At 33.2% G+C, this 23,534-nt stretch carries 19 protein-coding genes; 16 read left to right on the top strand and 3 right to left on the bottom strand.

The genetic code is table 11. The features are described from left to right. The first annotated feature begins 1 nt into the window (after nt 1). The 6 genes from BLR17_RS00100 (at nt 2) to kynU (ending at nt 8,324) form a co-directional block, all read left to right on the top strand. A complete protein-coding gene (locus BLR17_RS00100) occupies nt 2–2,023 on the top strand; it encodes a DUF3857 domain-containing protein (protein ID WP_066328711.1) in 2,022 nt (673 codons plus the stop codon). Nucleotides 2,024–2,027: 4 nt separating this feature from the next. After that, on the top strand, nt 2,028–4,019 hold the full coding sequence (locus BLR17_RS00095) for a DUF3857 domain-containing protein (protein ID WP_066328712.1): 1,992 nt from the start codon (nt 2,028–2,030) through the stop codon (nt 4,017–4,019). 1 nt (nt 4,020) lies between these two features. After that, nucleotides 4,021–4,347 (top strand): nucleotide pyrophosphohydrolase, encoded by a 327-nt coding sequence (locus tag BLR17_RS00090; protein WP_066328713.1) that lies wholly within the window; start codon nt 4,021–4,023, stop codon nt 4,345–4,347. A 113-nt stretch (nt 4,348–4,460) separates the two neighbouring features. Continuing rightward, a complete protein-coding gene (gene aroA, locus BLR17_RS00085) occupies nt 4,461–5,690 on the top strand; it encodes a 3-phosphoshikimate 1-carboxyvinyltransferase (RefSeq protein ID WP_066328714.1) in 1,230 nt (409 codons plus the stop codon). A 173-nt stretch (nt 5,691–5,863) separates the two neighbouring features. Further along, a complete protein-coding gene (queA, locus tag BLR17_RS00080; protein ID WP_066328715.1) occupies nt 5,864–6,913 on the top strand; it encodes a tRNA preQ1(34) S-adenosylmethionine ribosyltransferase-isomerase QueA in 1,050 nt (349 codons plus the stop codon). A 133-nt stretch (nt 6,914–7,046) separates the two neighbouring features. Then, entirely contained in the window at nt 7,047–8,324 is a 1,278-nt protein-coding gene (kynU, locus tag BLR17_RS00075; protein WP_066328716.1) for a kynureninase, read from the top strand. Nucleotides 8,325–8,381: 57 nt separating this feature from the next. Here kynU and BLR17_RS00070 read toward each other — a convergent pair whose 3' ends face one another. Then, the gene (locus tag BLR17_RS00070; RefSeq protein WP_066328748.1) at nt 8,382–10,199 is read right to left on the bottom strand and encodes a hypothetical protein; all 1,818 of its coding nucleotides are present in this window, start codon (nt 10,197–10,199) and stop codon (nt 8,382–8,384) included. Nucleotides 10,200–10,428: 229 nt separating this feature from the next. On the opposite strand from BLR17_RS00070, the gene BLR17_RS00065 reads away from it, so the two are divergent. Then, nucleotides 10,429–11,772 carry an FAD-dependent oxidoreductase gene (locus BLR17_RS00065; protein WP_066328717.1) on the top strand — a complete coding sequence of 448 codons (1,344 nt, stop codon included), beginning with the start codon at nt 10,429–10,431 and terminating at the stop codon, nt 11,770–11,772. A gap of 133 nt (nt 11,773–11,905) precedes the next feature. Here the strand turns inward: BLR17_RS00065 and BLR17_RS00060 are convergent, their stop codons facing one another. Then, entirely contained in the window at nt 11,906–13,420 is a 1,515-nt protein-coding gene (locus BLR17_RS00060) for a helicase HerA-like domain-containing protein (protein ID WP_066328719.1), read from the bottom strand. Between the two features lie 378 nt (nt 13,421–13,798). Here BLR17_RS00060 and BLR17_RS00055 point away from each other — a divergent pair, with 378 nt between their 5' ends. The 7 genes from BLR17_RS00055 (at nt 13,799) to BLR17_RS00020 (ending at nt 20,354) form a co-directional block, all read left to right on the top strand. After that, nucleotides 13,799–14,617, top strand: a complete 819-nt coding sequence (locus tag BLR17_RS00055; protein ID WP_066328720.1) for a MotA/TolQ/ExbB proton channel family protein — start codon at nt 13,799–13,801, stop codon at nt 14,615–14,617. A gap of 47 nt (nt 14,618–14,664) precedes the next feature. After that, a complete protein-coding gene (locus BLR17_RS00050) occupies nt 14,665–15,303 on the top strand; it encodes an ExbD/TolR family protein (RefSeq protein ID WP_066328721.1) in 639 nt (212 codons plus the stop codon). A 19-nt stretch (nt 15,304–15,322) separates the two neighbouring features. After that, nucleotides 15,323–15,874 (top strand): ExbD/TolR family protein, encoded by a 552-nt coding sequence (locus BLR17_RS00045; protein ID WP_066328723.1) that lies wholly within the window; start codon nt 15,323–15,325, stop codon nt 15,872–15,874. A gap of 40 nt (nt 15,875–15,914) precedes the next feature. After that, nucleotides 15,915–16,727: an energy transducer TonB gene (locus BLR17_RS00040; RefSeq protein ID WP_066328724.1), complete on the top strand. Its 813-nt coding sequence runs from the start codon at nt 15,915–15,917 to the stop codon at nt 16,725–16,727. 232 nt (nt 16,728–16,959) lie between these two features. Continuing rightward, complete coding sequence (locus BLR17_RS00030) at nt 16,960–17,871, top strand: PstS family phosphate ABC transporter substrate-binding protein (RefSeq protein ID WP_066328727.1); 912 nt, start codon at nt 16,960–16,962, stop codon at nt 17,869–17,871. 47 nt (nt 17,872–17,918) lie between these two features. After that, nucleotides 17,919–19,589 (top strand): tetratricopeptide repeat protein, encoded by a 1,671-nt coding sequence (locus tag BLR17_RS00025; RefSeq protein ID WP_066328751.1) that lies wholly within the window; start codon nt 17,919–17,921, stop codon nt 19,587–19,589. A 132-nt stretch (nt 19,590–19,721) separates the two neighbouring features. Then, nucleotides 19,722–20,354 carry a 7-carboxy-7-deazaguanine synthase QueE gene (locus BLR17_RS00020; RefSeq protein WP_066328729.1) on the top strand — a complete coding sequence of 211 codons (633 nt, stop codon included), beginning with the start codon at nt 19,722–19,724 and terminating at the stop codon, nt 20,352–20,354. Nucleotides 20,355–20,402: 48 nt separating this feature from the next. Here the strand turns inward: BLR17_RS00020 and BLR17_RS00015 are convergent, their stop codons facing one another. Beyond that, a complete protein-coding gene (locus BLR17_RS00015; protein WP_066328731.1) occupies nt 20,403–21,104 on the bottom strand; it encodes a class I SAM-dependent methyltransferase in 702 nt (233 codons plus the stop codon). 89 nt (nt 21,105–21,193) lie between these two features. Here BLR17_RS00015 and BLR17_RS00010 point away from each other — a divergent pair, with 89 nt between their 5' ends. Together BLR17_RS00010 and BLR17_RS00005 are read left to right on the top strand one after the other, a co-directional pair. Beyond that, nucleotides 21,194–21,691, top strand: a complete 498-nt coding sequence (locus BLR17_RS00010; RefSeq protein ID WP_066328733.1) for a YkgJ family cysteine cluster protein — start codon at nt 21,194–21,196, stop codon at nt 21,689–21,691. 91 nt (nt 21,692–21,782) lie between these two features. Next, nucleotides 21,783–23,018 carry an ABC transporter permease gene (locus tag BLR17_RS00005; RefSeq protein ID WP_066328735.1) on the top strand — a complete coding sequence of 412 codons (1,236 nt, stop codon included), beginning with the start codon at nt 21,783–21,785 and terminating at the stop codon, nt 23,016–23,018. Nucleotides 23,019–23,534 lie beyond the last annotated feature (516 nt).

Raw genomic sequence — 23,534 nt, 5'->3', positions numbered from 1 at the left:
TATGAAACCCAAATTTTTACTAACTGTATTTACAGCTTTTATAGTTGTTTGTACTTCCAATGCTCAGGATTTTAGATTAGGAAAAGTATCTCTCCAGGAATTAAAAGAAAAAGTACATCCAAAAGATTCTTCGGCAGTTGCAGCTGTGCTTTTTGAAAAGGCAGAGAATAAATTGGTATACAACCAAGAGAACGGTTTTGAAATTGAATTGGTAGTTAGAGCAAGGATTAAGATTTACAAAAAAGGGGGGTATGATTTGGCTAATAAAACCTTACGTTATTATTTAGTTAATAACTCAAGAGAAAAAGTGTCATTTTCAGAAGTTGCGACTTATAATTTAGTAGACGGCAAGATTGAAAAAACAAAGCTTAAAAGTGATGGTGAATTTGATGAGGTAATTAACAAGTATTGGGGGCAAAAAAAAATAGTAATGCCTAATGTAAAAGAAGGTTCTGTTATTGAGTATGAATATGTGTTGCATTCGCCTAATATTGGAAATCCAAGAGATTGGTATTTTCAATCAGACATTCCTGTGAATTATTCGGAATATATCAATTCTATCCCTGAATATTTTGTTTATAATACCAATTTGAAAGGTTTTATTAGCCCAAAAGTAACTGTTGAGAAACACAATAAGTCATTAAGAATTGATAGTAAAGTTAGGGTGTCAGAGGCTGGATTTAGTGCAACCAGAACTAATTTTAGCAGTGAGGATATACCTTATACAGAAACCAGAACTACTTATTTGGTTGAAAATATGCCTGCAATTAAAGAAGAGTCTTTCGTTAATAATATTAGAAATTATACCACAAGTTTAGAGCAAGAGTTGTCTATGACTCAGTTTCCTAATTCGATGCCTAAAATGTATTCAACAAATTGGGATGCAGTGGTTAAAACAATTTATGATTATGAAGATTTTGGTCTGGAATTAAATAAAACAGGTTATTTTGAAGAAGATTTAAATCAGATTCTTAAAGGGATAACTTCGGTAGAAGAAAAGATAGCTGTAATATTTACTTTTGTTAAAACTAAGGTAAAATGGAATGGTTATCATGGTTATTCATGTGAAGAAGGAGTTAGGAAAGCCTATAAAACGGGAGTTGGTAATGTTGCCGATATTAACTTAATGCTTACAGCTATGTTGCGTTATTCTGAGCTTAATGCTAATCCTGTATTGCTAAGTACGCGTTCTAATGGAATCTCTTTTTTTCCAAATCGAACAGCTTTTAATTATGTTATTTCAGCTGTAGAAACGGATAAAGGATTAATATTAATGGATGCAACTGAAAAATATTCCGTGCCAAATGTTTTGCCTTTAAGAGATTTGAATTGGTCTGGACGACTAATACGAAAAAATGGAAGTTCTGAAGATGTAGACTTGATGCCTAAGGTGAATTCTAAAGAATTTGCAAATGTAGCTTTAGATGTAGACAATCATGGGGTTATAAATGGGAAAGTAAAGCTGTATCATGCTAATCATGAGGCATTGCGATTTAGACAAAATCATATTGTTACGAATAAAGATGCCTATTTAGAATCGCTGGAGAATAAAAATAATAATATTGAAATTAATGATTATGTGCGGGAAAATGAGTTGGATTTGGCAAAGCCAATAATAGAAAATTATACTTTCAAAGACACTAAAACGGCTGAGATTATCAATAATAAAATATATCTTTCACCTTTGATTTTCTTTAGTCTCAGAGAGAATCCTTTTAAGCAGGAAGTAAGAGAGTATCCGGTTGATTTTGGATATCCAATTCAAGAAAAGTATAGTATAACTCTTAAAATTCCTGAAGGTTATGAAGTAGAATCTTTGCCTAAAGCAATGACTGTTGATGGAGGTGAAAATATAGGAATGTATAAATTTGTTATTGGTAATAATAATGGTGTAATCCAAATAGTCTCTACATCGGATATTTATTCTCCAATTGTTACTCCTGAATACTATCAGGTATTGAAAGATTTTTTCCAAAAAAGTATAGAAAAGCAAAACGAGAAAATTGTCCTGAAAAAAATTTAGTCCTATGAAGTTATATAGTTTTAAAATAGTTTTAGTTGTTTTTTTAATAGCGACTTCGGTAAAAGCACAAGCACTTAAACTTGATAAAGTTACTGTTACTGAACTGCAGGCAAAAAAGCATTCGGTTGATACTAGTGCAGCAGCAGCCATCCTTTATAAAAAAGGAAGAACTTTTTTTACTTATAACGAAAAGAGTGGGTTTGTTATGAACCATGAATTTACGTATAGGATTAAAATATATAAAAAAGAAGGTTTGAATTGGGCCAATTTTGAAGTGCCCTATTATGTAGGTTATGAAAATTTGAATGAGGAAAATTTAAGATTTCATGATGCAGTAACTTATAATCTAGAAGGAGGAGTTATTGTAAAAACCAAATTGGGTAATGAGGGTATTTTCAAAACGAAGTTAAATGATAACTGGAAAATGGCAAAATTGTCAATGCCAAATGTCAAAGCAGGTTCTATTGTTGAGTTTAGTTATTTGTTAAAATCTGAAAATTTAGGACAATTTCCTGTTTGTGATTTTCAATACACTATTCCGGTGAATTATGCGGAGTATAAAACAGAAATTCCGGAATATTATATCTATAAAACTATTCTAAAAGGGTATATAGATGTGAAGACCGAATCTAAGATGGAACAGGGATCGGTAAATTTTGACAATCAATACGGGCAAACGAATACTATGACATATAAACAAATTAGCAGTAGTTATATTGCTAAAGATATTCCTGCTTTGAAAGAAGAAGAATATGTAGATAATGTAAAAAATTATCAATGCTCGCTTCATAATGAATTGGAAAGAACACGTTTTCCGGGGCAACCGGTTAAAGATTATGCTATAACTTGGGAAGGAGTAGCTAAAACTATTTTTGAAAATAAAGATTTTGGTAAGGAACTGGAGCAAAAAGATTTTTTAATTAATGATGTAAAATTGATTCTTAATAGTGAAGATTCGAAAGAAGAAAGGCTTAGAAAAATTTTTAAGTTTGTTCAGGAAAAAATGAATTGGAATAAGGATTATGGATATTATACAGATAAAGGAGTTGTTAAGGCTTATCAGGAAAGAACAGGGAATGTGGCTGAAATTAATTTTATATTAATTTCAATGTTGAGATTGGCAGGAATAAATACGGATCCTGTTTTATTAAGTACTATAAATAATGGCGTTCCGGTTTATCCCGGTCGCACAGTCTTTAATTATGTAGTGGCAATGGCTGATATTGATGGTCAACAAGTTTTACTGGATGCAACACATAAATTTACTACACAAAATGTTTTGCCTCTAAACACTCTAAATTGGACGGGACGTTTAATACAACAAGACGGGACTTCAAAAGAAGTTAATTTGTTGCCTACAATGCCATCAGTTCTAAATTGTAGTGTTGTTGTAAAAGTGGATGATTCCGGAAAAATTACGGGTAATTTACGAAGTCGTAAAACAAATTATGAAGCCTATAGTTACAGAGATAAATATGCTCAGGCAAATGCAGATAATTATATAGAAAAAATGGAGAATTTATATAATGGTATTGAAATCAGTAACTATGAAGTGAAAAATAAGAATGCTGATTTATTGCAACCTGTAGATGAAAGTTTTTCATTTCAGTCTGTGAATCATACGGAGATTATTGGAAAAGAGTTTTTTATAAATCCTTTGTTGTTTTTTACAACTAATAGAAATCCATTTTTTCAGGAGAATAGAAAGATGCCTGTTTATTTTGGATATCCTACTCAGAAAAAATATACCATAAATATTGAAATACCTGAAGGTTTTGAGGTGGAATCAATACCAAAAGGAATAAATTTGTCGGCAGGTGATGGTGCTTTGGTTTTTAAATGTATTTTAGAAAAAAATCAAAATCGAATTCAAATAGCTGTACAATCAGAATTGAAAAAATCAATTGTTTCCGCTGAGGATTATTCCATGCTTAAAGATTTCTACCAAAAAATAGTAGATAAACAAAAAGAAAAAATAGTATTAAAAAAAATATAGAATGGACCTTAAAAACGCCCAGTTAGACGTAGATACCTGGATAAAAGAACACGGTGTTCGTTATTTTAATGAATTGACTAATATGGCTCAGCTTACCGAAGAGGTAGGGGAGGTAGCCCGAATTATTGCCCGTCGTTATGGTGAACAGTCTGAGAAAGAAAGTGATAAGAGCAAAGATTTAGGAGAAGAATTAGCCGATGTGGTTTTTGTGGTTTTATGTTTGGCTAATCAAACAGGAATCGATTTGCAGGCTGCTTTTGATAAAAAAATGGATTTAAAATCTGTTCGTGATAAAGACCGACATAAAAACAATGAAAAATTGAAATAATTATTAGTTGTGAATTATGAATTGTGAATTGGGAGTGCTAAATTGCGCCCTCAAATTATTTATGTTAAAAGTCTTAGGCAATAACAAATAATTCATCCCTAATAATTTAAAAAATGAATTTACTACTACAAACAACATATTCTAAATTAAATGCTAAAATAGAAGTAACAGGATCTAAAAGTGAAACCAACAGATTGTTACTTTTGCAGGCATTATTTCCTAATATTACCTTAAGTAATACTTCTAATTCTGACGATAGCGAAGTGATGCAAATGGCATTAAGCGGAAATGAAGAAGTAGTAGATATCCATCATGCCGGAACAGCAATGCGTTTTCTTACGGCTTATTTTGCTGTAAAAGAAGGTCGTGAAGTGATTTTAACAGGTTCCAGCCGTATGCAGGAACGTCCTGTTAAAATTTTAGTGGAAGCTTTACGTCAATTAGGAGCTGATATTTCTTTCTTAAAAGAAGAAGGTTATCCGCCAATTAAAATTAAAGGACAAAAAATCACCCAGTCTAAAGTGACAATGGCGGCTAATGTGAGCAGTCAGTATATTTCGGCTTTATTATTAGTTGCACCAAAATTAGAAAATGGTATTGAGTTGACTTTAGAAGGCGAGATTACTTCTATTCCTTATATTAAAATGACATTGGCTTTGTTGAATGATTTGAACATTCAAACGAGTTTTGAAGGAAATGTTATTAAAGTGTATCCAAAACAAGAGGTGGAATCAAAAGTAATGACTGTAGAATCCGATTGGAGTTCTGCTTCATACTTCTTTAGTTTAGCTGCTTTGTCTGAAGAAGCTGAGATTACTTTAAGTAGCTACAAACAATCTAGTTTACAGGGTGATTCAGCTTTAGTTTCTATTTATAAAGAAATGGGGGTAGAAACGCATTTTAACGGAAATACAATTACTTTAACTAAAAATAAAAAATTTAAACATCAAGACGTTACTTTCGATTTGAATAATACACCTGATATTGCTCAAACGATCGTAGTTACTTGTCTTGGTTTAGGAATAGGTTGTCACCTTACAGGACTTCATACTTTAAAAATTAAAGAAACCGATAGATTGGAAGCTTTGCGAATTGAATTAAGTAAACTCGGAGCTAATATTTCTGTTACGAATGATAGCCTTACTCTTGTGGCTACTTCAGACATTAATTCTAACGTAAAAATTGGAACTTATAATGATCATAGAATGGCAATGGCTTTTGCTCCTTTAGCATTAAAAGTACCAATTATTATCGAAAATGCCGATGTAGTTTCTAAATCGTATCCTGATTTTTGGACTGATATGGAAAAATTAGGCTACAAAGTTTCGGATTTAATAGGTTAATCATTTTCGTTGCATCCTTAAAACATTGATGCTTTGGGCTTTTGTTGTTTTAATTTTAAATTAAACAACAAAATACTTGACATCGCCTATTTGACAATCGTATATTTGCAGCCGATTATAATACTAAGAATCAAAACTTAAGTCTTATAATTCATAACTTATAACTTTTTTGAATGAAATTATCACATTTTAATTTTGACTTACCAAAGGAACTTTTAGCTGAATTTCCGGCAGAAAACAGAGACGAAGCTCGTTTAATGGTAATAGATAGAAAAAAACAAACCATTGAGCACAGAATGTTCAAAGATATTATCGAGTATTTTGATGATGGAGATGTAATGATTTTGAACAATACTAAAGTTTTTCCTGCTCGTTTATATGGTAACAAAGAAAAAACCGGGGCAAGAATCGAAGTTTTTTTGCTTAGAGAATTAAATGCTGAACAACGTCTTTGGGATGTATTAGTAGATCCGGCTCGTAAAATCAGAATTGGAAATAAATTGTATTTCGGCGATGATGATTCATTAGTTGCTGAGGTTATTGATAATACCACTTCTCGTGGAAGAACTTTACGTTTCCTTTACGATGGTTCTTATGAAGAATTCAGAAATAAATTGACGGAACTTGGAGAAACTCCAATTCCTAAATATATCAATAGAGAAGTGACTCCGGAAGATGCTGAGCGTTACCAAACTATTTATGCTAAAGAAGAAGGAGCTGTTGCTGCGCCAACCGCAGGATTGCACTTTTCTAAACATTTATTGAAACGTTTAGAAATAAAAGGAGTGAATTTTGCTGAAGTAACGCTTCACGTAGGTTTGGGAACTTTCAACCCAGTTGAGGTAGAAGATTTATCCAAACACAAAATGGATTCTGAGGAATTGAAAATTACTCAGGAAGCTTGTGATATTGTTAATGAGGCTAAAGCAAAAAGAAAACGTGTTTGTGCTGTAGGAACCACTTCTATGCGTGCTATTGAAAGTTCAGTTTCTTCACAAAACACTTTGAATCCATACGAAGGATGGACTAACAAGTTTATCTTTCCTCCACATGATTTTAGTGTGGCTAACTGTATGATTACTAATTTTCATACGCCAAAATCAACTTTATTGATGATGATTTCTGCTTTTTGCGGACATGATTTAATGAAGAAAGCTTATGAAGAAGCAATTAAAGAAAAATATAAATTCTATTCTTACGGTGATGCAATGTTAATTCTATAATCACCATAAAAGGTTAATTCATAAAAAAGACTCGTCAATTACTGACGAGTTTTTTTGTTTATAGTCATTTTTATAGCTTAGACTTATTCTTGATTTTCTTTTTTACTTTTACAAAATAAACGCAAAGAACAGTATGGTTTTTGAAAACACTAAAGCTTTCGCACAAAAATTAGATGCTCAGGATAGCCTGTATAAATACAGGAACGAATTTTATTTTCCAAAAGTTAATGATAAACAAGTCATCTATTTTGCTGGAAACTCCTTAGGTCTGCAGCCTAAGCGGACTAAAGCTTATGTGGATGAAATAATGAATGACTGGGCTAATCTGGCTGTTGAAGGTCATTTTTATGCAGGGAAGCCATGGTGGGATTATCAGGAACGTTTTGCTAAACCCTTGAGTCAAATAGTAGGAGCAAAACCTGCAGAAGTTACTGTAATGAATACGCTTACGGTGAATCTTCATCTGTTGATGGTGTCTTTTTACCGACCTACAAAAACGAGATTTAAAATTATTTGCGAAGAAAAAGCCTTTCCTTCGGATCAATATATGTTTCAAAGTCAGGTGAATTTTCATGGTTTTAAATCAGAAGAAGCTATTGTTGAAATCAAGAGACGTGACGGAGAACATAATATTCGAACAGAAGATATAATCGCTAAAATTAATGAAGTAGGTGATGAGTTGGCTTTGGTTTTAATAGGGGGAGTGAATTATTATACAGGTCAGGTTTTTGATATGGAGTCTGTCACAGCAGCGGGACATAAAGCAGGAGCTTATGTAGGTTGGGATTTGGCTCACGCAGCTGGAAATGTTAAGCTGGAATTGCATAATTGGGGCGTAGATTTTGCTGCCTGGTGCAGTTATAAATACATGAATTCAGGACCTGGAAATGCTTCGGGTTGTTTTGTAAATGAGAAACATCATAATAATCCTGATTTGCCAAGGTTTGCCGGATGGTGGGGACATAATAAAGAACGTCGTTTTAAAATGGAACCGGCTTTTGATCCGATTCAAGGAGCCGATGGCTGGCAAATTAGTAATTTGCCTGTATTGTCTTTAGCACCTTATCTGGCTTCGGTAGAAATGTTTGCCGAAATTGGAATGGATGCCTTAATTGAAAAAAGAGATAAGATTACAGCTTATTTGGAATTTATTTTGAGTGAAATTGATAAAGAAGTAAGCAGCAGTTTTGAAATTATTACACCGTCAAATCCTTCCGAAAGAGCCTGTCAATTATCTGTTTTTCTTCATGGCGAAGGGCGTAGTCTATTTGATTATCTAATGAAAAATGGTGTGATTGTGGATTGGAGAGAGCCTAATGTTATTCGATTGGCACCTGTTCCGCTGTATTGTTCTTTTGAAGATATGTATAACTTTGGACAAATATTAAAAAGAGGAATTTTAAATAAATAATCTTCTAAATGTAAAAAGTAAAAGTCCCTTAAAATAATTTTAAGGGACTTCTTGTTTTTAAGCCATTTGTAGTTTTGGAATCTCAATAGCGTTGATTTCATTTTTATAGCCTTCAATTTGCTTAGTAATTTCCTGTTTGATGGTCTCAAAATTAGGAATTGCAGCAAAAAGCGTTTGGTAATAGTTGATGCCTTCAAGAAGATTGGCTTTAAATGCTTCTAATTTTTTGGTTTTGGCATTGTTGATTTCCTCGCTAATAGTTTGGATGTCATTCTTCAGGTAAGCAATGTACATTTTTAATTCTTTTACAAAAAAATGTGGTCGATTGGGATTTCTCAAAACTGAGGTATTTCCATAAATATGCTGAATCATTTTAGAAAGTGAAACTTCCTGATCAAAATAGGCCATGTTGGGTCCCGGACAAACAACCACACCTTGGTCTTGTCCTTTTATTTTGATGTTGTTTTCTAAATAGGAAGCATTGGCTAAACCAACACAAAGACACGATTTTTCCGTTATGGTTTGTTTTGTTTTTTCGTAATTTTCTAAAGAAATGTTGTTTTTATTTGCTTCCAATTCTTCTAATTTGTAATCCTGGTATTTTTTAGAAGCCGTGCAAATTCCGTTTCCTTCAGCATCTTTATTTAGTGCAAGAAATTTTTTAGGACACGAACTTCCTGCTTTACTTTCTTGGATGCGTCTTTGTTTTATTTTTTCATTTGTCGTACCTCTTAAAGTGTTAAAAGGTACTCCTAAAGGAGAAATTTGACTTAAATATAAATCTTCCTCTTTTGCATTAATTAATAAGTTGCGGGTTGCCTGATCTACCGAGGTAGCTTCGGGAACTAATAGAAATGGTGAACCCCAGCCTACAGAGTCAACATTATAGTAATTCAATAAAAAATCGTGTTCCTCTGAAGTTCCAACTCCTCCCTGAACCGTAATTTTTAATTCTAATGGTTTGTCTGGAATTCTTTTTCCTTTTTGTTCCAATGATTTAATCATTAGTTCATGTGCCGATTGGATAAGTTGTTCTTTCTTTTGTTTGAATTCTTCTAAAATTGGTCCTAATAAAAACCCCTCTGTTGCAAACGCATGTCCGCCACAATTTAATCCTGATTCGATGCGGTATTCTGAAACCCAAAGGCCTTTTTTAGCTAAGAAATTTCCTTGTATCATTGCCGAACGGAAGTCGCTTACTTTTAAAGTGATTTTCTTTTTTAAATGGTTGTTCTCGTCTGGGTAGAAATCTTCAAAATTTTCAAAGTAACTATATAATCTTGGATTCATTCCTGCCGAAAGTACAATTGAAGAATTAGTTGTGCTATTAGCGAATCCTCTTAATGCTGCGTGAGCGTCGTTGTAAATAACAGGTAATTGTTCGTTCTTTTCAAAGTTGTCTTTGTCTAATTTTGTCATAATGTTGACATCAATAGCACCTGCTGACAAGTGTTTTTCAATATAGCTTTTAACGTTTTCTTTCCAATTCATTCCTTCTTCAATAAAGGATTGCAGCCCTTTTTTGATTTCAGATTTGTTGGGTAAGATAGCAATGTAGTTTTCTAAAGCTTCTTTGCTTTCAACTAATTCGTTTTTAAAATTATCGAATTTTTCTTTTACAATTTTGTCAACTAAGTTTAAATAAGAAGTGATTCTTTTAGCTCTGTAATCAGCTACTTTTTTTGATATTTCTTGATATGGGAGATTGAATTTTTCGTGATAGAATGCATTCATTTTTTCTATCAACTCATCATCTGCAATCGAAATCACAGAAGAAATCCCATAATGTGCCACTCTTATGGGACTGTCTATTGTGTAAGCAAGCCCCATAACCGGAATATGGAAGTTGTGTAATGGTTGTGGATTTTTAGTCATGTTCATACCTTCATTAATAGTTTGTGCAAAGTTTGTAATAATCATTTGCTTAAAAACTGATAAATGTCATATATGCTTTTAAGCTTGTCTATTATTTTTTTGAGGTTGAAAAGTTTAGCTAGCTGATGGAAGAGGTTTGGTTTTGTGTTTGTGCAACGAAAACTGGTGTTTTTGGATGATGCTCCAATAATAAATCAGTAATTTTGTTTAACTTTTTATACATGAAAAAATGCAGACTTCTAAAAAAATAGCGGTTGTAGGTTCTGGTTTAGTAGGTTCTTTATTAGCTATTTATCTAAAAAAATCTGGGCATACGGTTCATGTTTATGATAGAAGTCCGGATATTAGAAAAATACAATTCTCTGGTCGTTCTATTAATTTAGCTATGTCAAACCGTGGATGGAAAGCGCTTGATGGGGTAGGAGTGGGAGATGCCGTGCGTGAAATTGCTATTCCTATGGATAAGCGGGCAATTCATCTTGTAGATAGTCTTAAATTTCAAAATTACGGTCAGGAAGGAGAATCTATTTATTCTATTTCGCGGGGAACTTTAAATCGTAAGATGATTGATCTTGCTGAATCTGCTGGTGCTGAGTTTTTCTTTGAACAAAAAATTTGGGATGTTACTTTGGCTTCTGCAACTTTGCATATTGGAGAAACTGAAAGAGGAGAATGGGAAGATCGTAAGTACGATATGGTTTTTGGAGCGGATGGTGCTTTTTCGAGAATTCGTCATCGTATGCAGCGTCAAAGTATGTTTAATTATTCTCAGGAGTTTTTAAATATTGGTTATAAAGAATTGCATATTCCTGCTAATGCAGATGGTTCTCATAAATTGGATAAAAATTCTTTCCATATTTGGCCTCGCGGCGAATATATGCTGATAGCGTTGTCTAATTTAGACGGAAGTTTTACTTGTACATTGTTTATGCCGTTTGAAGGAGAAAATTCATTTGCTTCTTTGACAGATAGAAAAGAAGTAGAAGCATTCTTTGAAAAGAATTTTTCTGATTCAGTAGATGTAATCCCAAATTTGGCTGAAGACTTTTTCAGGAATCCCACAAGTACTTTGGTGACAATGAAGTGTTTTCCCTGGACTTATACTGATAAAATTGCTTTAATAGGTGATGCTTGTCATGCAATTGTTCCTTTTTATGGGCAGGGAATGAATGCAGGTTTTGAAGATATTACGGTGCTTTATGAAATGATGTTGGTATACGGAGATGATTGGGAGAAAGTTTTTTCAGAGTATGAAAAATCTCGTAAACCAAATGCCGATGCAATTGCAGAACTTTCGTATCGAAATTTTCTGGAAATGAGTACTAAGACTGCGGATGATAAGTTTTTGTTGCAAAAGAAAATTGAGAAATGGTTTTCGGATAAGCATCCGGATAAATGGGTTCCATTGTATAGCAGAGTAACTTTTAGTGATCGTCCTTATGTAGAGGCTTTAGCAATTGGCGATTTTCAAAATGCAATTATGGAAGAAGTTTTAAGAATGGAGAACATAGAGAATATTTGGAATTTTCCCGAAGTCGAAAATAAAATTTTAGAATTATTGCAATCTCAATAGCAATAATCAATGGCAATTTCAATATCAAAAAGTCAATAACAATATGAAAAAAAGAATATCAATTTCAAAAAAACAATGGCAATTCCAAATTTGAGATAGATTTTTGAAATTACCATTGATTATTGCTGTTGCTTTATTTTTTCATGAATTTAGAAAGGATTCCAAACGCACCACGGATAAATGTAGCACTCGTAAGTACTTTTAAAACTGATTTTCCAACCACTTCCGAAGCGCTTGGTTGGTTGGAAGTTGTTTTGTTCTCTGTCTCTTCTTTTTTAGTGTTTTCTTCTTCTATAGTTGTGATTTTTTTGTTCAGCATCTCGTACGCACTTTCGCGATCGATGTTTTCGCTGTATTTTTTTACCAATTTCGATTTACTGTTGATTTCCTGAATTTCGCTTTCTGTCAAAACATCCATTCGGCTCATAGGTGCTCTTAACATTGTTGCGGCTAATGGGGTAGGAATTCCTTTTTCGCTTAGGGCTGTTACCAGAGCTTCTCCGATTCCGAGGCTCGTTAATAGTTCGCTGGTGTTGTAAAATTCTGAACTTGGATAATTATCTGCGGTTTGTTTTATGGCTTGTCTGTCATTAGCGGTAAATGCTCTTAGGGCGTGTTGGATTTTTAGACCTAATTGTGCCAATATCCCGCTAGGAACATCCATAGGATTTTGAGTAATGAAATAAATTCCAATTCCTTTAGAACGAATTAGTTTTACAATAGTTTCGATTTGTTCTAAAAGTGCTTTGCTGGCTTCTTTAAATATTAAGTGAGCTTCGTCGATAAAGATAACCAGTTCCGGTTGATCAACATCTCCTTTTTCAGGCATTTGTTGGTATATTTCGGCAAGTAAGCTAAGCATGAAGGTGGAAAATAGTTTGGGTTTGTCCTGTATATCGTTTAGCCGAAGGATATTAACGTAGCCTTTGCCGTTTTCATCAATTCGCATGAGGTCATCAATATCAAAAGACATTTCGCCAAAAAACAGTTCGCCACTTTGTTGTTCTAATTCGATAATTTTTCTAAGAATGATTCCTGTTGTAGAAGTTGATATTTTTCCGTAACTTTCTGTGATTTCTTCTTTGCCTTCTTCTGTTATAAAGTTGATGACTTTTTTGAAATCTTTTAAATCAAGTAATGGCATTTTATTGTCATCACAATATTTAAATATGATGGCAACTACACCAGCTTGTGTGTCGTTTAAATCGAGTATTCGGGAAAATAAAACGGGACCAAACTCAGAAACGGTTGCCCGAAGACGGACTCCGCTTTGTTCGGATAAGCTTAGTAATTCTACAGGAAAGCTGGCGCTTTGATAGGGAATATTGATTTTTTGATGTCTTTCAGTGATAAAAGGTTTCTCTTCTCCTGCTTTGGCTATGCCACTGAAATCACCTTTAATATCCATCATTAATACCGGTATGCCGAATGAAGATAATTGTTCGGATAAGACTTGGATGGTTTTGGTTTTTCCGGTTCCGGTCGCTCCTGCAATAAGTCCGTGTCTGTTTAATGTTTTTAATGGTATTTTTATATGAGCGTTATTTATGGCCTGACCGTTTAAAATAGCTCCGCCTAAAAGGATGCTATCTCCTTTTGATTGGTATCCCATATTGATTTCTTCAATGAATTTTTCAGTCGTATTCATAAACTAAGGGTATTTTTAAGTTTTTTAATTATAATTAATGTGTTTTTTTTAACTCAGTAATTTAATGTTTACTGTAATTTTAAGCCTTTTTTTTTGTTAAATGTTGAAAAATAGTGTTTTTTGGTTAAGATTTTAGTTGTTGAGATATTGATGCTTAAAGTTGCAATTTAATTAATTATTTTGTCAATATCTTTGAAAAAATACAGTGAAATTGATAAAAAAACAATGGTTATATTTTTCAGGTGTTAATTTGCGATTAGTTAATTTGAATATAATGAAAAAAAATTTTTTTATTTGAACGAAACGTATAAATTTGCGGGACTACAAGTTAATTATAACTAATATAAATTATTTAAAACTATTAAAATTTTAAAAAAAATGGCAAACGTTAAAAAAGAAAGCAGTTCAAAAGGAGGAGGAATGATTTCAGGAATCATTATTTTATTATGTGTGTCGGTGGGAGTTGTGATTTGGAAATTTATCATGGGATCACCTGCTAACTTTGAAGGAGGAAATCCGGAAACAGGACATCCAATTAATACTTTAGGACAAGTTTACAAAGGAGGATTCATTGTACCAGTTTTATTAGGTATGTTATTAATGGTAATTACTTTCTCTATTGAGAGATTCTTCGTAATTACTAAAGCTGCTGGAAAAGGAAATTTAGATGCTTTTATGTCAAATGTTCAGGCAAGTATTAAAGGTGGTCATATTGAAGAGGCTATTGCTGCTTGTGATAAACAACAAGGTTCTGTTGCAAATGCAATTAAATCAGCTTTAGTTAAATATCAAGATGTTAAGAAAGAAGGATTCAACAGTGAGGAAGCTTCTGAAACTATTCATAAAGAAATCGAAGAGGTTACTTCTCTTGAAATGCCAATGTTAGAGAAAAACATGACTATTATTTCTTCTTTAGTATCGTTAGGAACTCTTGGAGGATTATTAGGAACTGTATCTGGTATGATTAAAGCGTTTGGTGCGTTAGCTTCTGCTGGAACTCCTGACCAAGCTGCACTTGCAACAGGTATCTCTGAGGCACTTATCAATACTGCAACAGGTATCTCTACTTCTATTTTAGCAATTGTTGCTTACAACTTCTTTACTGCAAAAATTGATGATTTAACTTACTCTATTGATGAGGCAGGTACTACAATCGTTAATACTTACAGAAAATTCAGAGGAAGTTTGAAACAATAATCATTTTTGATATAGATAATATTGTATCAAAATAAAAAATAAAAAGAATGGCTAAAATAAAAATGAAAAAGAAGTCGACATCGACAGATATGACTGCGATGTGTGACGTTGCGTTTCTTTTGCTTACCTTCTTTATTTTGACAGCTACAGCTAAAGTTCCTGAGGCATTGCCTGTGGATACACCTGCTTCTACTGTACAAACAAAATTACCTGAGTCTGATTTGGCAACATTAACTGTTGGTAAAAAAGATGGAAAAGATAGAGTTTTCTTTGATTTGAAAGGTAGAGATGTTCGTAAGAGAACCCTTGAGTTAATGGGGGATAAGTTTGGTGTTACTTTTTCTGAAGAAGATAAAGAAAAGTTCGCTTTGATGACTGATTTTGGTGTACCAATTCAAAATCTTAAGCAAATACTTGACATGAAGGCTTCTGATCGTGTGAAAGCAGATCAACCTGGTATTCCAATGGATTCATTGAATAATCAAGTAAAAGAGTGGGTTTATAATGCTCGTATTGCTAACAATGAATTTAATAATGCAAAAGGTAGCAAGCAAGAATTACAAATTGCCATTAAGGGAGATGCTAAAGAGGAGTATCCGGTTATTAAAAAAGTAATGGATATTTTGCAAGATCAACATATCAATTCCTTCAGTTTAGTAACAGGGTTAAGAGGAAAAGATTTTTAATTAAAAAAAATATACTAAAATGGCTGAATTAAATACCGGCGACAGTGGTGGTGGTAAAGGCGGCAAGGTAAGAAGTAAAAAGCAAAATTCGAAGGTAGATTTAACTGCCATGGTGGATTTAGCGTTCTTGCTTATCACTTTCTTTATGCTTACTACTTCGTTGTCAAAACCTCAAGCGATGAGTTTGGGTTTGCCAGATAAGGATCCGAAGGATAAGACTGAGGATATGAAAGTAGATGAAAATCGTACAATGACCGTTTTGTTAGGAGGTGGTGATAAAATGTACTTTTACATGGGATTAATTAATAATCCTATGGCGCCAAAACTTATTGCCTATGGTAAAGACGGGATTCGTAAAGAGTTGATTAAAAGGAAAAAAGATGTTGCTGCTTATACAGCTGCAAAAGGTAAACCAGAGCAAGGGATGATTGTAATTATCAAACCTGGTAAAAAATCAAATTACAAGAATGTAGTTGATATTTTAGATGAAATGGCTATATCTTCTATTCCTACTTATACAATCGTTAATGATTTTTTACCTGAGGAACAAAAATTGTTAGAAGGGAAATAAGAGCAATCTTATTTTCTTAATAACCTAATAATTAAGAAAAATGAAATTAGATATATTAAAAAACCAATGGGTTGAAATTGTTTTCGAGGGTCGTAATAAACTCTATGGAGCTTACGAGTTAAGAAAATCTAACCGTAAGACTACTATTAAAGCGCTGCTTATTGGTGCTTTCTTCTTTAGTTTGGCAGTTAGTGCTCCTCTTATTATCAGTTTGATTCCGAAATCAACAGATGACGAAGACAATTCACTTAAAGAGGTTAAGCTTACTAATGTGAAGTTGCCTCCAAAAAAAGTAGAACCGCCTAAGTTAAATGCACCACCACCACCACCACCGCCACCGGCAGTTGATCAGGTGAAGTTTGTTAAGCCAGTGGTAGCAAAAGCTGAAGAGGTTGTAGAAGAACCGCCTAAGATTGAAGAAATCAAAGATAAAAAAACAGGTACTGAAAATATTAAAGGTGATCCTGATGCAGTATTAACTGTTGCTCCGGCAGGAACAGGTCCAAAAACCAGTCAAGTGGTTGAGGAGGTTGATGATCAGGTTTATAACACTGCAGGTATTGAAGTAAAACCGGAATTCCCTGGTGGTATGGATAAGTTTTATTCTTTTGTGGGTAAAAATTACCGTACACCTGAAGAAGAAGGTTTGAAAGGTAAAGTATACGTTACTTTCGTAGTTGAAAAAGATGGTTCATTAACAGATATTAAAGTATTAAGAGATATAGGTTACGGAACAGGTAAAGAAGCAATCAGAGTATTGCAAAGATGTCCAAAATGGAATCCGGGTATTCAAAATGGAAAACCAGTAAGGGTACTTTACTCTTTGCCAATTAGTATAACTTCGGGAGAATAATGTTGAAGAGATTTATCACAAATATTCAGAAGAAATCGCTCAAAGAGCGATTTCTTCTCGTTATAGGCATATTGTTTTTTATTCTCTATTTTATTTTAGGGCTTATAGTTATCTTTATGGATAATTTTCCGATAGCTCTGCCACTTAATTATAGATTGGCTTTTGGAGCTCTTTTGATAATTTATGCTTTTATTCGTTGCTTAAGGATTATTAATGATAATAAAGAAGAGGAATGAGAAAATTAATTTTGCTGTTGACAGTGTCTTTTGTTTTTGTTTCTGGGTTATTTATTTCTTGTAAACAATCTGGCTCTAAACAAGACAAAGAGACTATTCTTAAAGGGAAAGTAACTATTTTAGTAGATGAGACTGTAAAGCCTTTAATTGAAGATCAAATTGCTGTTTTTGAAAGTACTTATAATGCTAAGATTACACTTGTTGCTAAGTCAGAAAAAGAATTAATCCAATCTTTTATGAAGGATACTTCGGGTGTGGTTATTCTTTCAAGACCATTGGATACTACAGAAACTAAGTTTTTTGAGCGTTTTAAAATTAAGCCGAGGGTAACAAAATTTGCAACCGATGCGATAGCTTTTATTTCTAACGCAAAAGATTTAGATACTTTAGTTGCTTTAAAAGATGTTGTTTCTTTTTTGAAAGGTGATGCACAATCGAAGATAAAGGGTTTGGTGTTTGATAATCCTAATTCAAGTACCGTTCGTTATTTGACTGAGCTTGCGGCTGTAAAAGAAATGCCTCAAAAAGATGTTTATTCTTTTAAATCGAATGAAGAAGTCGTTAAGTTTGTTGCTGAAAATGAAGGTATGATTGGTGTGGTTGGTGTTAATTGGTTATTACAGCCAACGTCGAATATTAAAAATTATTTAACTAATATTAACGTTTTAAACGTAGAGGGTTTAAATAAAAAATCTTATTTTGCGCCTACTCAAAATAATCTTGCAGAAGGGACTTATCCTTTGGCACGTGATTTGTTTATTATTAATTGTCAGGGAACTTCGGGCTTAGGAATGGGATTTGCATCTTTCTTAGCGGGAGAAATTGGGCAAAGAATTGTTTTAAAATCCGGAATGTTACCATCGGCTATGCCGGGTAGAAAAATCCTGATAAAAAATAGAATTAAATAATAAAGAGAAACGAATTAATGAAAATGAATAAATTAAATAAAGTTACAATGAATAAATTTAAATTTTTAAGTCTTACTTTATTTGCTTCGGCTTCTGTGTTACATGCACAAGATATTAATGAAGTAAAAAAACAAATTGACGCTGAGCAATTTCAAAAAGCAAAAACATCTTTAAAATCAATTATAAAAGCAGACCCTGCTGAGGGAAAAGCTTATTTTCTTTTAGGAAATATTTATTTGAATCAAAATGTAATTGATTCGGCTAAAATTACTTTTAATGAAGGATTGAAGGCTAAAGATGCTGCACATTTTAACAATATTGGATTAGGTCAAATTGATTTGGAGAATAACGATGCAGCTGCTGCGAAAGCAAAATTCGAATTGGCAAAAAGTCAGGCACGTAAAAAGGATTTTGATGAATACATCTATATCGCTAAAGCTTATATGAATAATTCTCATCCTGATTACAAGGCTGCTTTAGCAACTTTAGCATTAGCTAAAGAGAAAAACCCAACTGAGCCTCAGGTTCTTTTGGCTTTGGGTGATGCGTTTTATGGAGATAAAAATCAAAATGAAGCGTTTACATCATATCGTAATGCTTTTCAGGCAGATAATACTTTGATTAGAGCTAAAATGCAATTAGGTGTGTTGTTGAAAGGGGCAAAAGCGTATCAGGAAGCTGTTGCTGCTTATAACGAAGTGATTGCTTTAAGTCCTAACTATGGTCCGGTTTATAGAGAATTGGCTCAAACGTATTACTATTGGGCTCTTAATGTTCCTGGTCGTTACGACCAATATATTAAGCAAGCTTTGACTTATTATGAAAAATACATGTCACTTACTGATTATTCATTGGCTTCTCGTATGCGTCACGCTGATTTCTTGATTTTAGCTAAAGACTATAAAGCTTTGGAAATTGAGGCGAATAAAATGAAGGAATTGGATAATGTGAATCCTAGAATCTACAGGTATTTAGGTTATGCTGCTTTTGAAAATGGTAATAATGATGCGGCTATTTCTTCTTTACAGGATTTTGTTAACAATCCGTCTAATAAGGTAATCGCTTTAGATTATTTGTATTTGGGACAGGCAAAGATTAAAAAAGCAACTAATCCTGAAGGTACAGCTGTAGATCCTGCTTTATATGCAGAAGGAATAGGTTTTATTAAAAAAGCAGTTGAACTTGAACCTGCTGTGGCAGATGGTTTAGGCGATTTAGGTAAAAAATTCTATGAGAAAAAAATGTTCAAAGAAGCGGCCGCTATCCTTGAATTAGCAACTTCTTACAAAGAAAGCAGAACGTTTTTAATTGATAATTTTTATTTAGGTAACGCTATTTATTTTTCTAATGCAGGAAAAGTTGTTGCTGAAAGAGATATGGCGGCATTGAAAAAAGCAGATGCTGCTTATGCAAATGTTTTAGAAGCGTCTCCAGATACTGTTGATGCATATCTTTCTCGTGCAAGAACAAATAGTTTGTTAGAAGATGATCAGGCGATGATTAAATATTATCAGGAATACATTGATCATGTTACTGCAAAAGGTGCTGAAGAGCTTGCTAAACCTGCTGTAAAAACGAAATTAATTGAGGCTTATAATACAATGGCTGCAGGATATGCAAACTTTGATAAGCCAAAAGCAATTGAGCATTTTAATAAAACTCTTGCTTTGGATCCGGCTAATAAATATGCTACTCAGTCTTTGAAAACACTTCAATAATTGTTTTTTGAAAATATGGAAGATGCTGTCTCATTAATGAGGCAGCATTTTTTTTATGCGCATTTGTTAAGCTATTGATAAATTAAATAATCTCTTTGCAAATTGGTTATCTTTGCAGCTTAAATTATAGAAATGCTATCAAAAGAAATTCAATTAGAAGTAAACAAAGGGGCTATGTTGCCTTTGATGGAGGAATTTTATACTATACAAGGGGAGGGATTTCATACAGGGACAGCGGCTTATTTTATCAGGATTGGTGGTTGCGATGTGGGTTGTCATTGGTGTGATGTTAAAGAAAGTTGGAATGCTGAGTTACATCCGCCTACAGCTGTTTCTCAGATTGTTGATAATGCCAGTAAATATGCCGATACAGTAGTTGTTACCGGAGGTGAACCTTTGACTTGGGATATGAGTTTGTTGACTTCTAAATTGAAAGAAAAAAACATGAAAGTGCATATAGAGACCTCAGGAGCTTATCCGCTCTCGGGAACATGGGATTGGATTTGTCTTTCACCTAAAAAAAATAAATTACCTACTGATACGGTTTATTCGGCTGCTAATGAATTAAAAGTGATTATTTACAATAAACATGATTTTATTTTTGCAGAAGAACAGGCGGAATTGGTAAATGATAATGCTATTTTGTTTTTGCAACCTGAATGGAGTAAAAAAGAAGAAATGACTCCTTTAATTGTAGATTATGTGATGAATAATCCAAAATGGAGAGTTTCGTTACAAACACATAAGTATTTGAATATTCCTTAAAATAGTAAAGCCAAGTAAAATTTACTTGGCTTTTTTATTGGAAAAAAATTAAAACAATCGTGCTAAATAATCATAATGTTCTCCTTCTGAAATCAATTCGCATTGCAATCCATTGTCATTTGCGGCATTTTGAAGTGTGTTGAAGTCCAGGTAAAGCCAGGGGAATGAATCTTCTTTTTCTCCTTTGTAGCTAATTGTAAATTCCAGTTCTCCGTAGTAGCCATTGGCGGGGACTTCGTATGCGCCGTCTTCATCTTCGTCAAACATATAAATGATATCGGAACTGTCAATTAAAATTTGTCCTCCGGGATTTAATAGCGATTTTAATTTTTGAAGAAATTTAGGAGTATTTTTTAAAGTTCCAAAAATCCCCGTTCCATTCATTAAAAGTAAAATGCTGTCGTATTTTTCATTTTCTAAAGTTAGAATATCCTGAACAAAAGCTTTTTTTACACCACGAAGTTGACATGATTTTATGGCGTTTGCAGAAATGTCAATTGCAGTCGTGTCTAAATTCCTCTCATTTTGTAAATATAAACTATGACTACCTGCGCCAGCACCAACATCCAGAACTTTTCCTTTGGCTAGCTGTAAAGCCTTTTGTTCAATGATAGGCATTGCGTCGAAATTTCGAAATAAATAAGCAACACTCATTTCGTCTTCCTCTGAAATAGTGGTTTCGGTAATTAAATCTTCTGGGGAATTATTGGTTTGGTAGTCAAGAATGGCTTTGCCAAATAGGTCTTTCATAATAGTTTGTTGGGTAAAGTGCTAATTTGTTTATTGGATTTGAGTAATTTTGCTGCGTTATTTTCGAATAAACGAATAATTAAACACAAATGCTCAAACCATCTTTAAACGATCTCGGAAAACTGGCCAAAGATAAGCAACTTGAAAATAAAAAGTATTTTGATAAGCTTAAAAAGAAAACGCCAAAGAATTTAGATTATGTAATGCAGGATTTACATGATGCTGAATTTAGAAAAACAGATTGTTTAGAGTGTGCTAATTGTTGTAAAACGACAGGTCCGTTGTTTACTTCTGCCGATATTGAGCGAATTTCGAAACATCTCAGACAAAAACCACAGCAGTTTATTGAACAATATCTTCGCATTGATGAAGATAAAGATTATGTTTTACAAACTGTTCCTTGTGCTTTTTTGGATTCGGATAATACCTGCTTTATTTATGATGTCCGTCCAAAAGCTTGCAGAGAATTTCCGCATACCGATAGGAAGAAGTTTCAGCAAATTTCTAATATTACTTTGAAAAATATTCCTATTTGTCCTGCGGTATATAATATTGTAGAGGAGATGAAAAAGAAAATGCCTCTTTAATTATAGGTTTTACTTTATTTAATATGTTGGGATTTGCGAACGGCTAAGAATAAAGCTGTATTTTTGAACACCAAATTTGAAATCATATCCATTGAATTTAGAATATTTCATTGCCAAAAGACTTATTACTGCTAAAGATAATAAAAGCAGTATTTCTGCACCTATTATAAAGATTGCAATTTCGGCTATTGCCATCGGAATGATTATGATGATTGTGTCTGTGGCGACGGGTATTGGACTTCAACAAAAGATCAGAGAAAAAATTTCCGCATTCAACGGACATATTATTATTGCTAATTACGACAATAATCAATCGGATGCTACTTTAGTTCCGGTTTCTAAAAGTCAAAAGTTTTATCCTAAATTTAGTTCGGTGACCGAAGTGAGCCATGTTCAGGCTGTTGCCAGTAAGGCTGGGATTATCAGAACGGCTGAAGCTTTCGAAGGAATTGTTTTTAAAGGAGTCGGTGCCGATTATAAATGGGATAATATAAAGGAGTATCTTATTTCGGGAAGGTTACCTAATTTAGCTGTAAGTCTGAATTCAGAAGTGTTGATTTCTCAATTTTTAGCCAATAGGTTAAAACTTAAAGTAGGCGATGAGTTTAATACCTTCTTTATGAAAGAGGGGCAAAATAAATTACCTAATATAAGAAGGTTTAAAATTGTTGGGATTTTTAATTCAGGTTTTCAGGAATTTGATGCGACTTATGTGTTGGGGGATATTCGTCATATTCAGCGAATCAATAAATGGAAACCGGATCAGGTAGGTGCTTTTGAGGTTTTTGTAAATAATTTTGATAATATCAGTGCTATTGGGGAGCAGGTTTATGAGCATACCGGTTCAACCTTAGATTCGCAGACCATAGTTGAGAAATACAATTATATTTTTGAATGGCTTCAATTGTTCGACTTTAATATTGTGGTCATTCTTATTGTAATGATATTGGTGGCTACTATAAATATGGTTGTAGCGTTATTGGTTTTGATTTTGGAGCGAACGCAAATGATTGGTATTTTAAAAGCAATAGGCGCGAGTAACTGGTCAATCCGAAAAACGTTTTTGTATAATGCTTCTTATTTAATTTTTCGAGGTTTGTTTTGGGGGAATTTAATAGGTGTTAGTATTCTTCTTATTCAAAAGTATTTTGGAATTGTCGAGCTTAATCCGGAGAATTACTATGTTAACCAGGCTCCGGTAGATATAAATATTGTTTATATCATATTGTTGAATGTGCTGACGGTTGGGGTTTGTTTCCTGGTTTTGTTGATTCCGTCCTATATTATTACTAAAATTACTCCTGTAAAAGCAATTCGATTCGATTAGTTAAGTTCTCATTATATTTTATAGAGAGACTAAAATGGTGTTTTGTTACTGTTTTAGTCTTTGTTTTTTGGAGCTATTTCCTGCTATCCGCTGCAATCTTTCATGACTAAAGGTCGTCAGGAAAGGATTTTCGCTTCTATCAGGGCTAGGGGATTTGGGTAAAAAACAGTATTTGAGCTTTAAATTAGAGAAAGCTCCTTAGCGAGCCTCTGTGTTTTCTTAGAGAATCTTTGTGAAAAAACCATAAAACAGGGTATTCATCCATCTAAAATCCTACAAAGGCTAAAAAACTCAAAAAATAAGTTTCACGTTTTCAGTTGATTAAAAAATAATTAAAAAATAGTTTAGAAAAGCTATTGTTAAAACGAATAAAGGTTCTACTTTTGCACCCGCAACAACGCAGACGTTCTTTAAAATACTGACAAACTAACAAATCAAATTAGAAATTAATTTCTAAAAAAAAGGTTTAAAAAAGTTTGTGAGATTTAAAAACAGATGTTACATTTGCACCCCGCA

Source organism: Flavobacterium glycines (assembly GCF_900100165.1).
Lineage (GTDB): Bacteria > Bacteroidota > Bacteroidia > Flavobacteriales > Flavobacteriaceae > Flavobacterium > Flavobacterium glycines.
Note: the sequence above shows the minus strand (reverse complement) of the source record. Positions and strands in the feature narration are given on the sequence as shown.

What these genes read in the sequence shown, in the direction of transcription:
- BLR17_RS00020 (WP_066328729.1), top strand. Translation starts at nt 19,722, where the DNA reads ATGCTATCAAAAGAAATTCAATTAGAAGTAAACAAAGGGGCTATGTTG.
- aroA (WP_066328714.1), top strand. Translation starts at nt 4,461, where the DNA reads ATGAATTTACTACTACAAACAACATATTCTAAATTAAATGCTAAAATA.
- BLR17_RS00025 (WP_066328751.1), top strand. Translation starts at nt 17,919, where the DNA reads ATGAATAAATTTAAATTTTTAAGTCTTACTTTATTTGCTTCGGCTTCT.
- BLR17_RS00090 (WP_066328713.1), top strand. Translation starts at nt 4,021, where the DNA reads ATGGACCTTAAAAACGCCCAGTTAGACGTAGATACCTGGATAAAAGAA.
- BLR17_RS00070 (WP_066328748.1), bottom strand. Translation starts at nt 10,199, where the DNA reads ATGACTAAAAATCCACAACCATTACACAACTTCCATATTCCGGTTATG.
- BLR17_RS00030 (WP_066328727.1), top strand. Translation starts at nt 16,960, where the DNA reads ATGAGAAAATTAATTTTGCTGTTGACAGTGTCTTTTGTTTTTGTTTCT.
- BLR17_RS00050 (WP_066328721.1), top strand. Translation starts at nt 14,665, where the DNA reads ATGGCTAAAATAAAAATGAAAAAGAAGTCGACATCGACAGATATGACT.
- BLR17_RS00045 (WP_066328723.1), top strand. Translation starts at nt 15,323, where the DNA reads ATGGCTGAATTAAATACCGGCGACAGTGGTGGTGGTAAAGGCGGCAAG.
- queA (WP_066328715.1), top strand. Translation starts at nt 5,864, where the DNA reads ATGAAATTATCACATTTTAATTTTGACTTACCAAAGGAACTTTTAGCT.
- BLR17_RS00015 (WP_066328731.1), bottom strand. Translation starts at nt 21,104, where the DNA reads ATGAAAGACCTATTTGGCAAAGCCATTCTTGACTACCAAACCAATAAT.
- BLR17_RS00095 (WP_066328712.1), top strand. Translation starts at nt 2,028, where the DNA reads ATGAAGTTATATAGTTTTAAAATAGTTTTAGTTGTTTTTTTAATAGCG.
- BLR17_RS00040 (WP_066328724.1), top strand. Translation starts at nt 15,915, where the DNA reads ATGAAATTAGATATATTAAAAAACCAATGGGTTGAAATTGTTTTCGAG.
- BLR17_RS00060 (WP_066328719.1), bottom strand. Translation starts at nt 13,420, where the DNA reads ATGAATACGACTGAAAAATTCATTGAAGAAATCAATATGGGATACCAA.
- kynU (WP_066328716.1), top strand. Translation starts at nt 7,047, where the DNA reads ATGGTTTTTGAAAACACTAAAGCTTTCGCACAAAAATTAGATGCTCAG.
- BLR17_RS00010 (WP_066328733.1), top strand. Translation starts at nt 21,194, where the DNA reads ATGCTCAAACCATCTTTAAACGATCTCGGAAAACTGGCCAAAGATAAG.
- BLR17_RS00100 (WP_066328711.1), top strand. Translation starts at nt 2, where the DNA reads ATGAAACCCAAATTTTTACTAACTGTATTTACAGCTTTTATAGTTGTT.
- BLR17_RS00065 (WP_066328717.1), top strand. Translation starts at nt 10,429, where the DNA reads ATGCAGACTTCTAAAAAAATAGCGGTTGTAGGTTCTGGTTTAGTAGGT.
- BLR17_RS00055 (WP_066328720.1), top strand. Translation starts at nt 13,799, where the DNA reads ATGGCAAACGTTAAAAAAGAAAGCAGTTCAAAAGGAGGAGGAATGATT.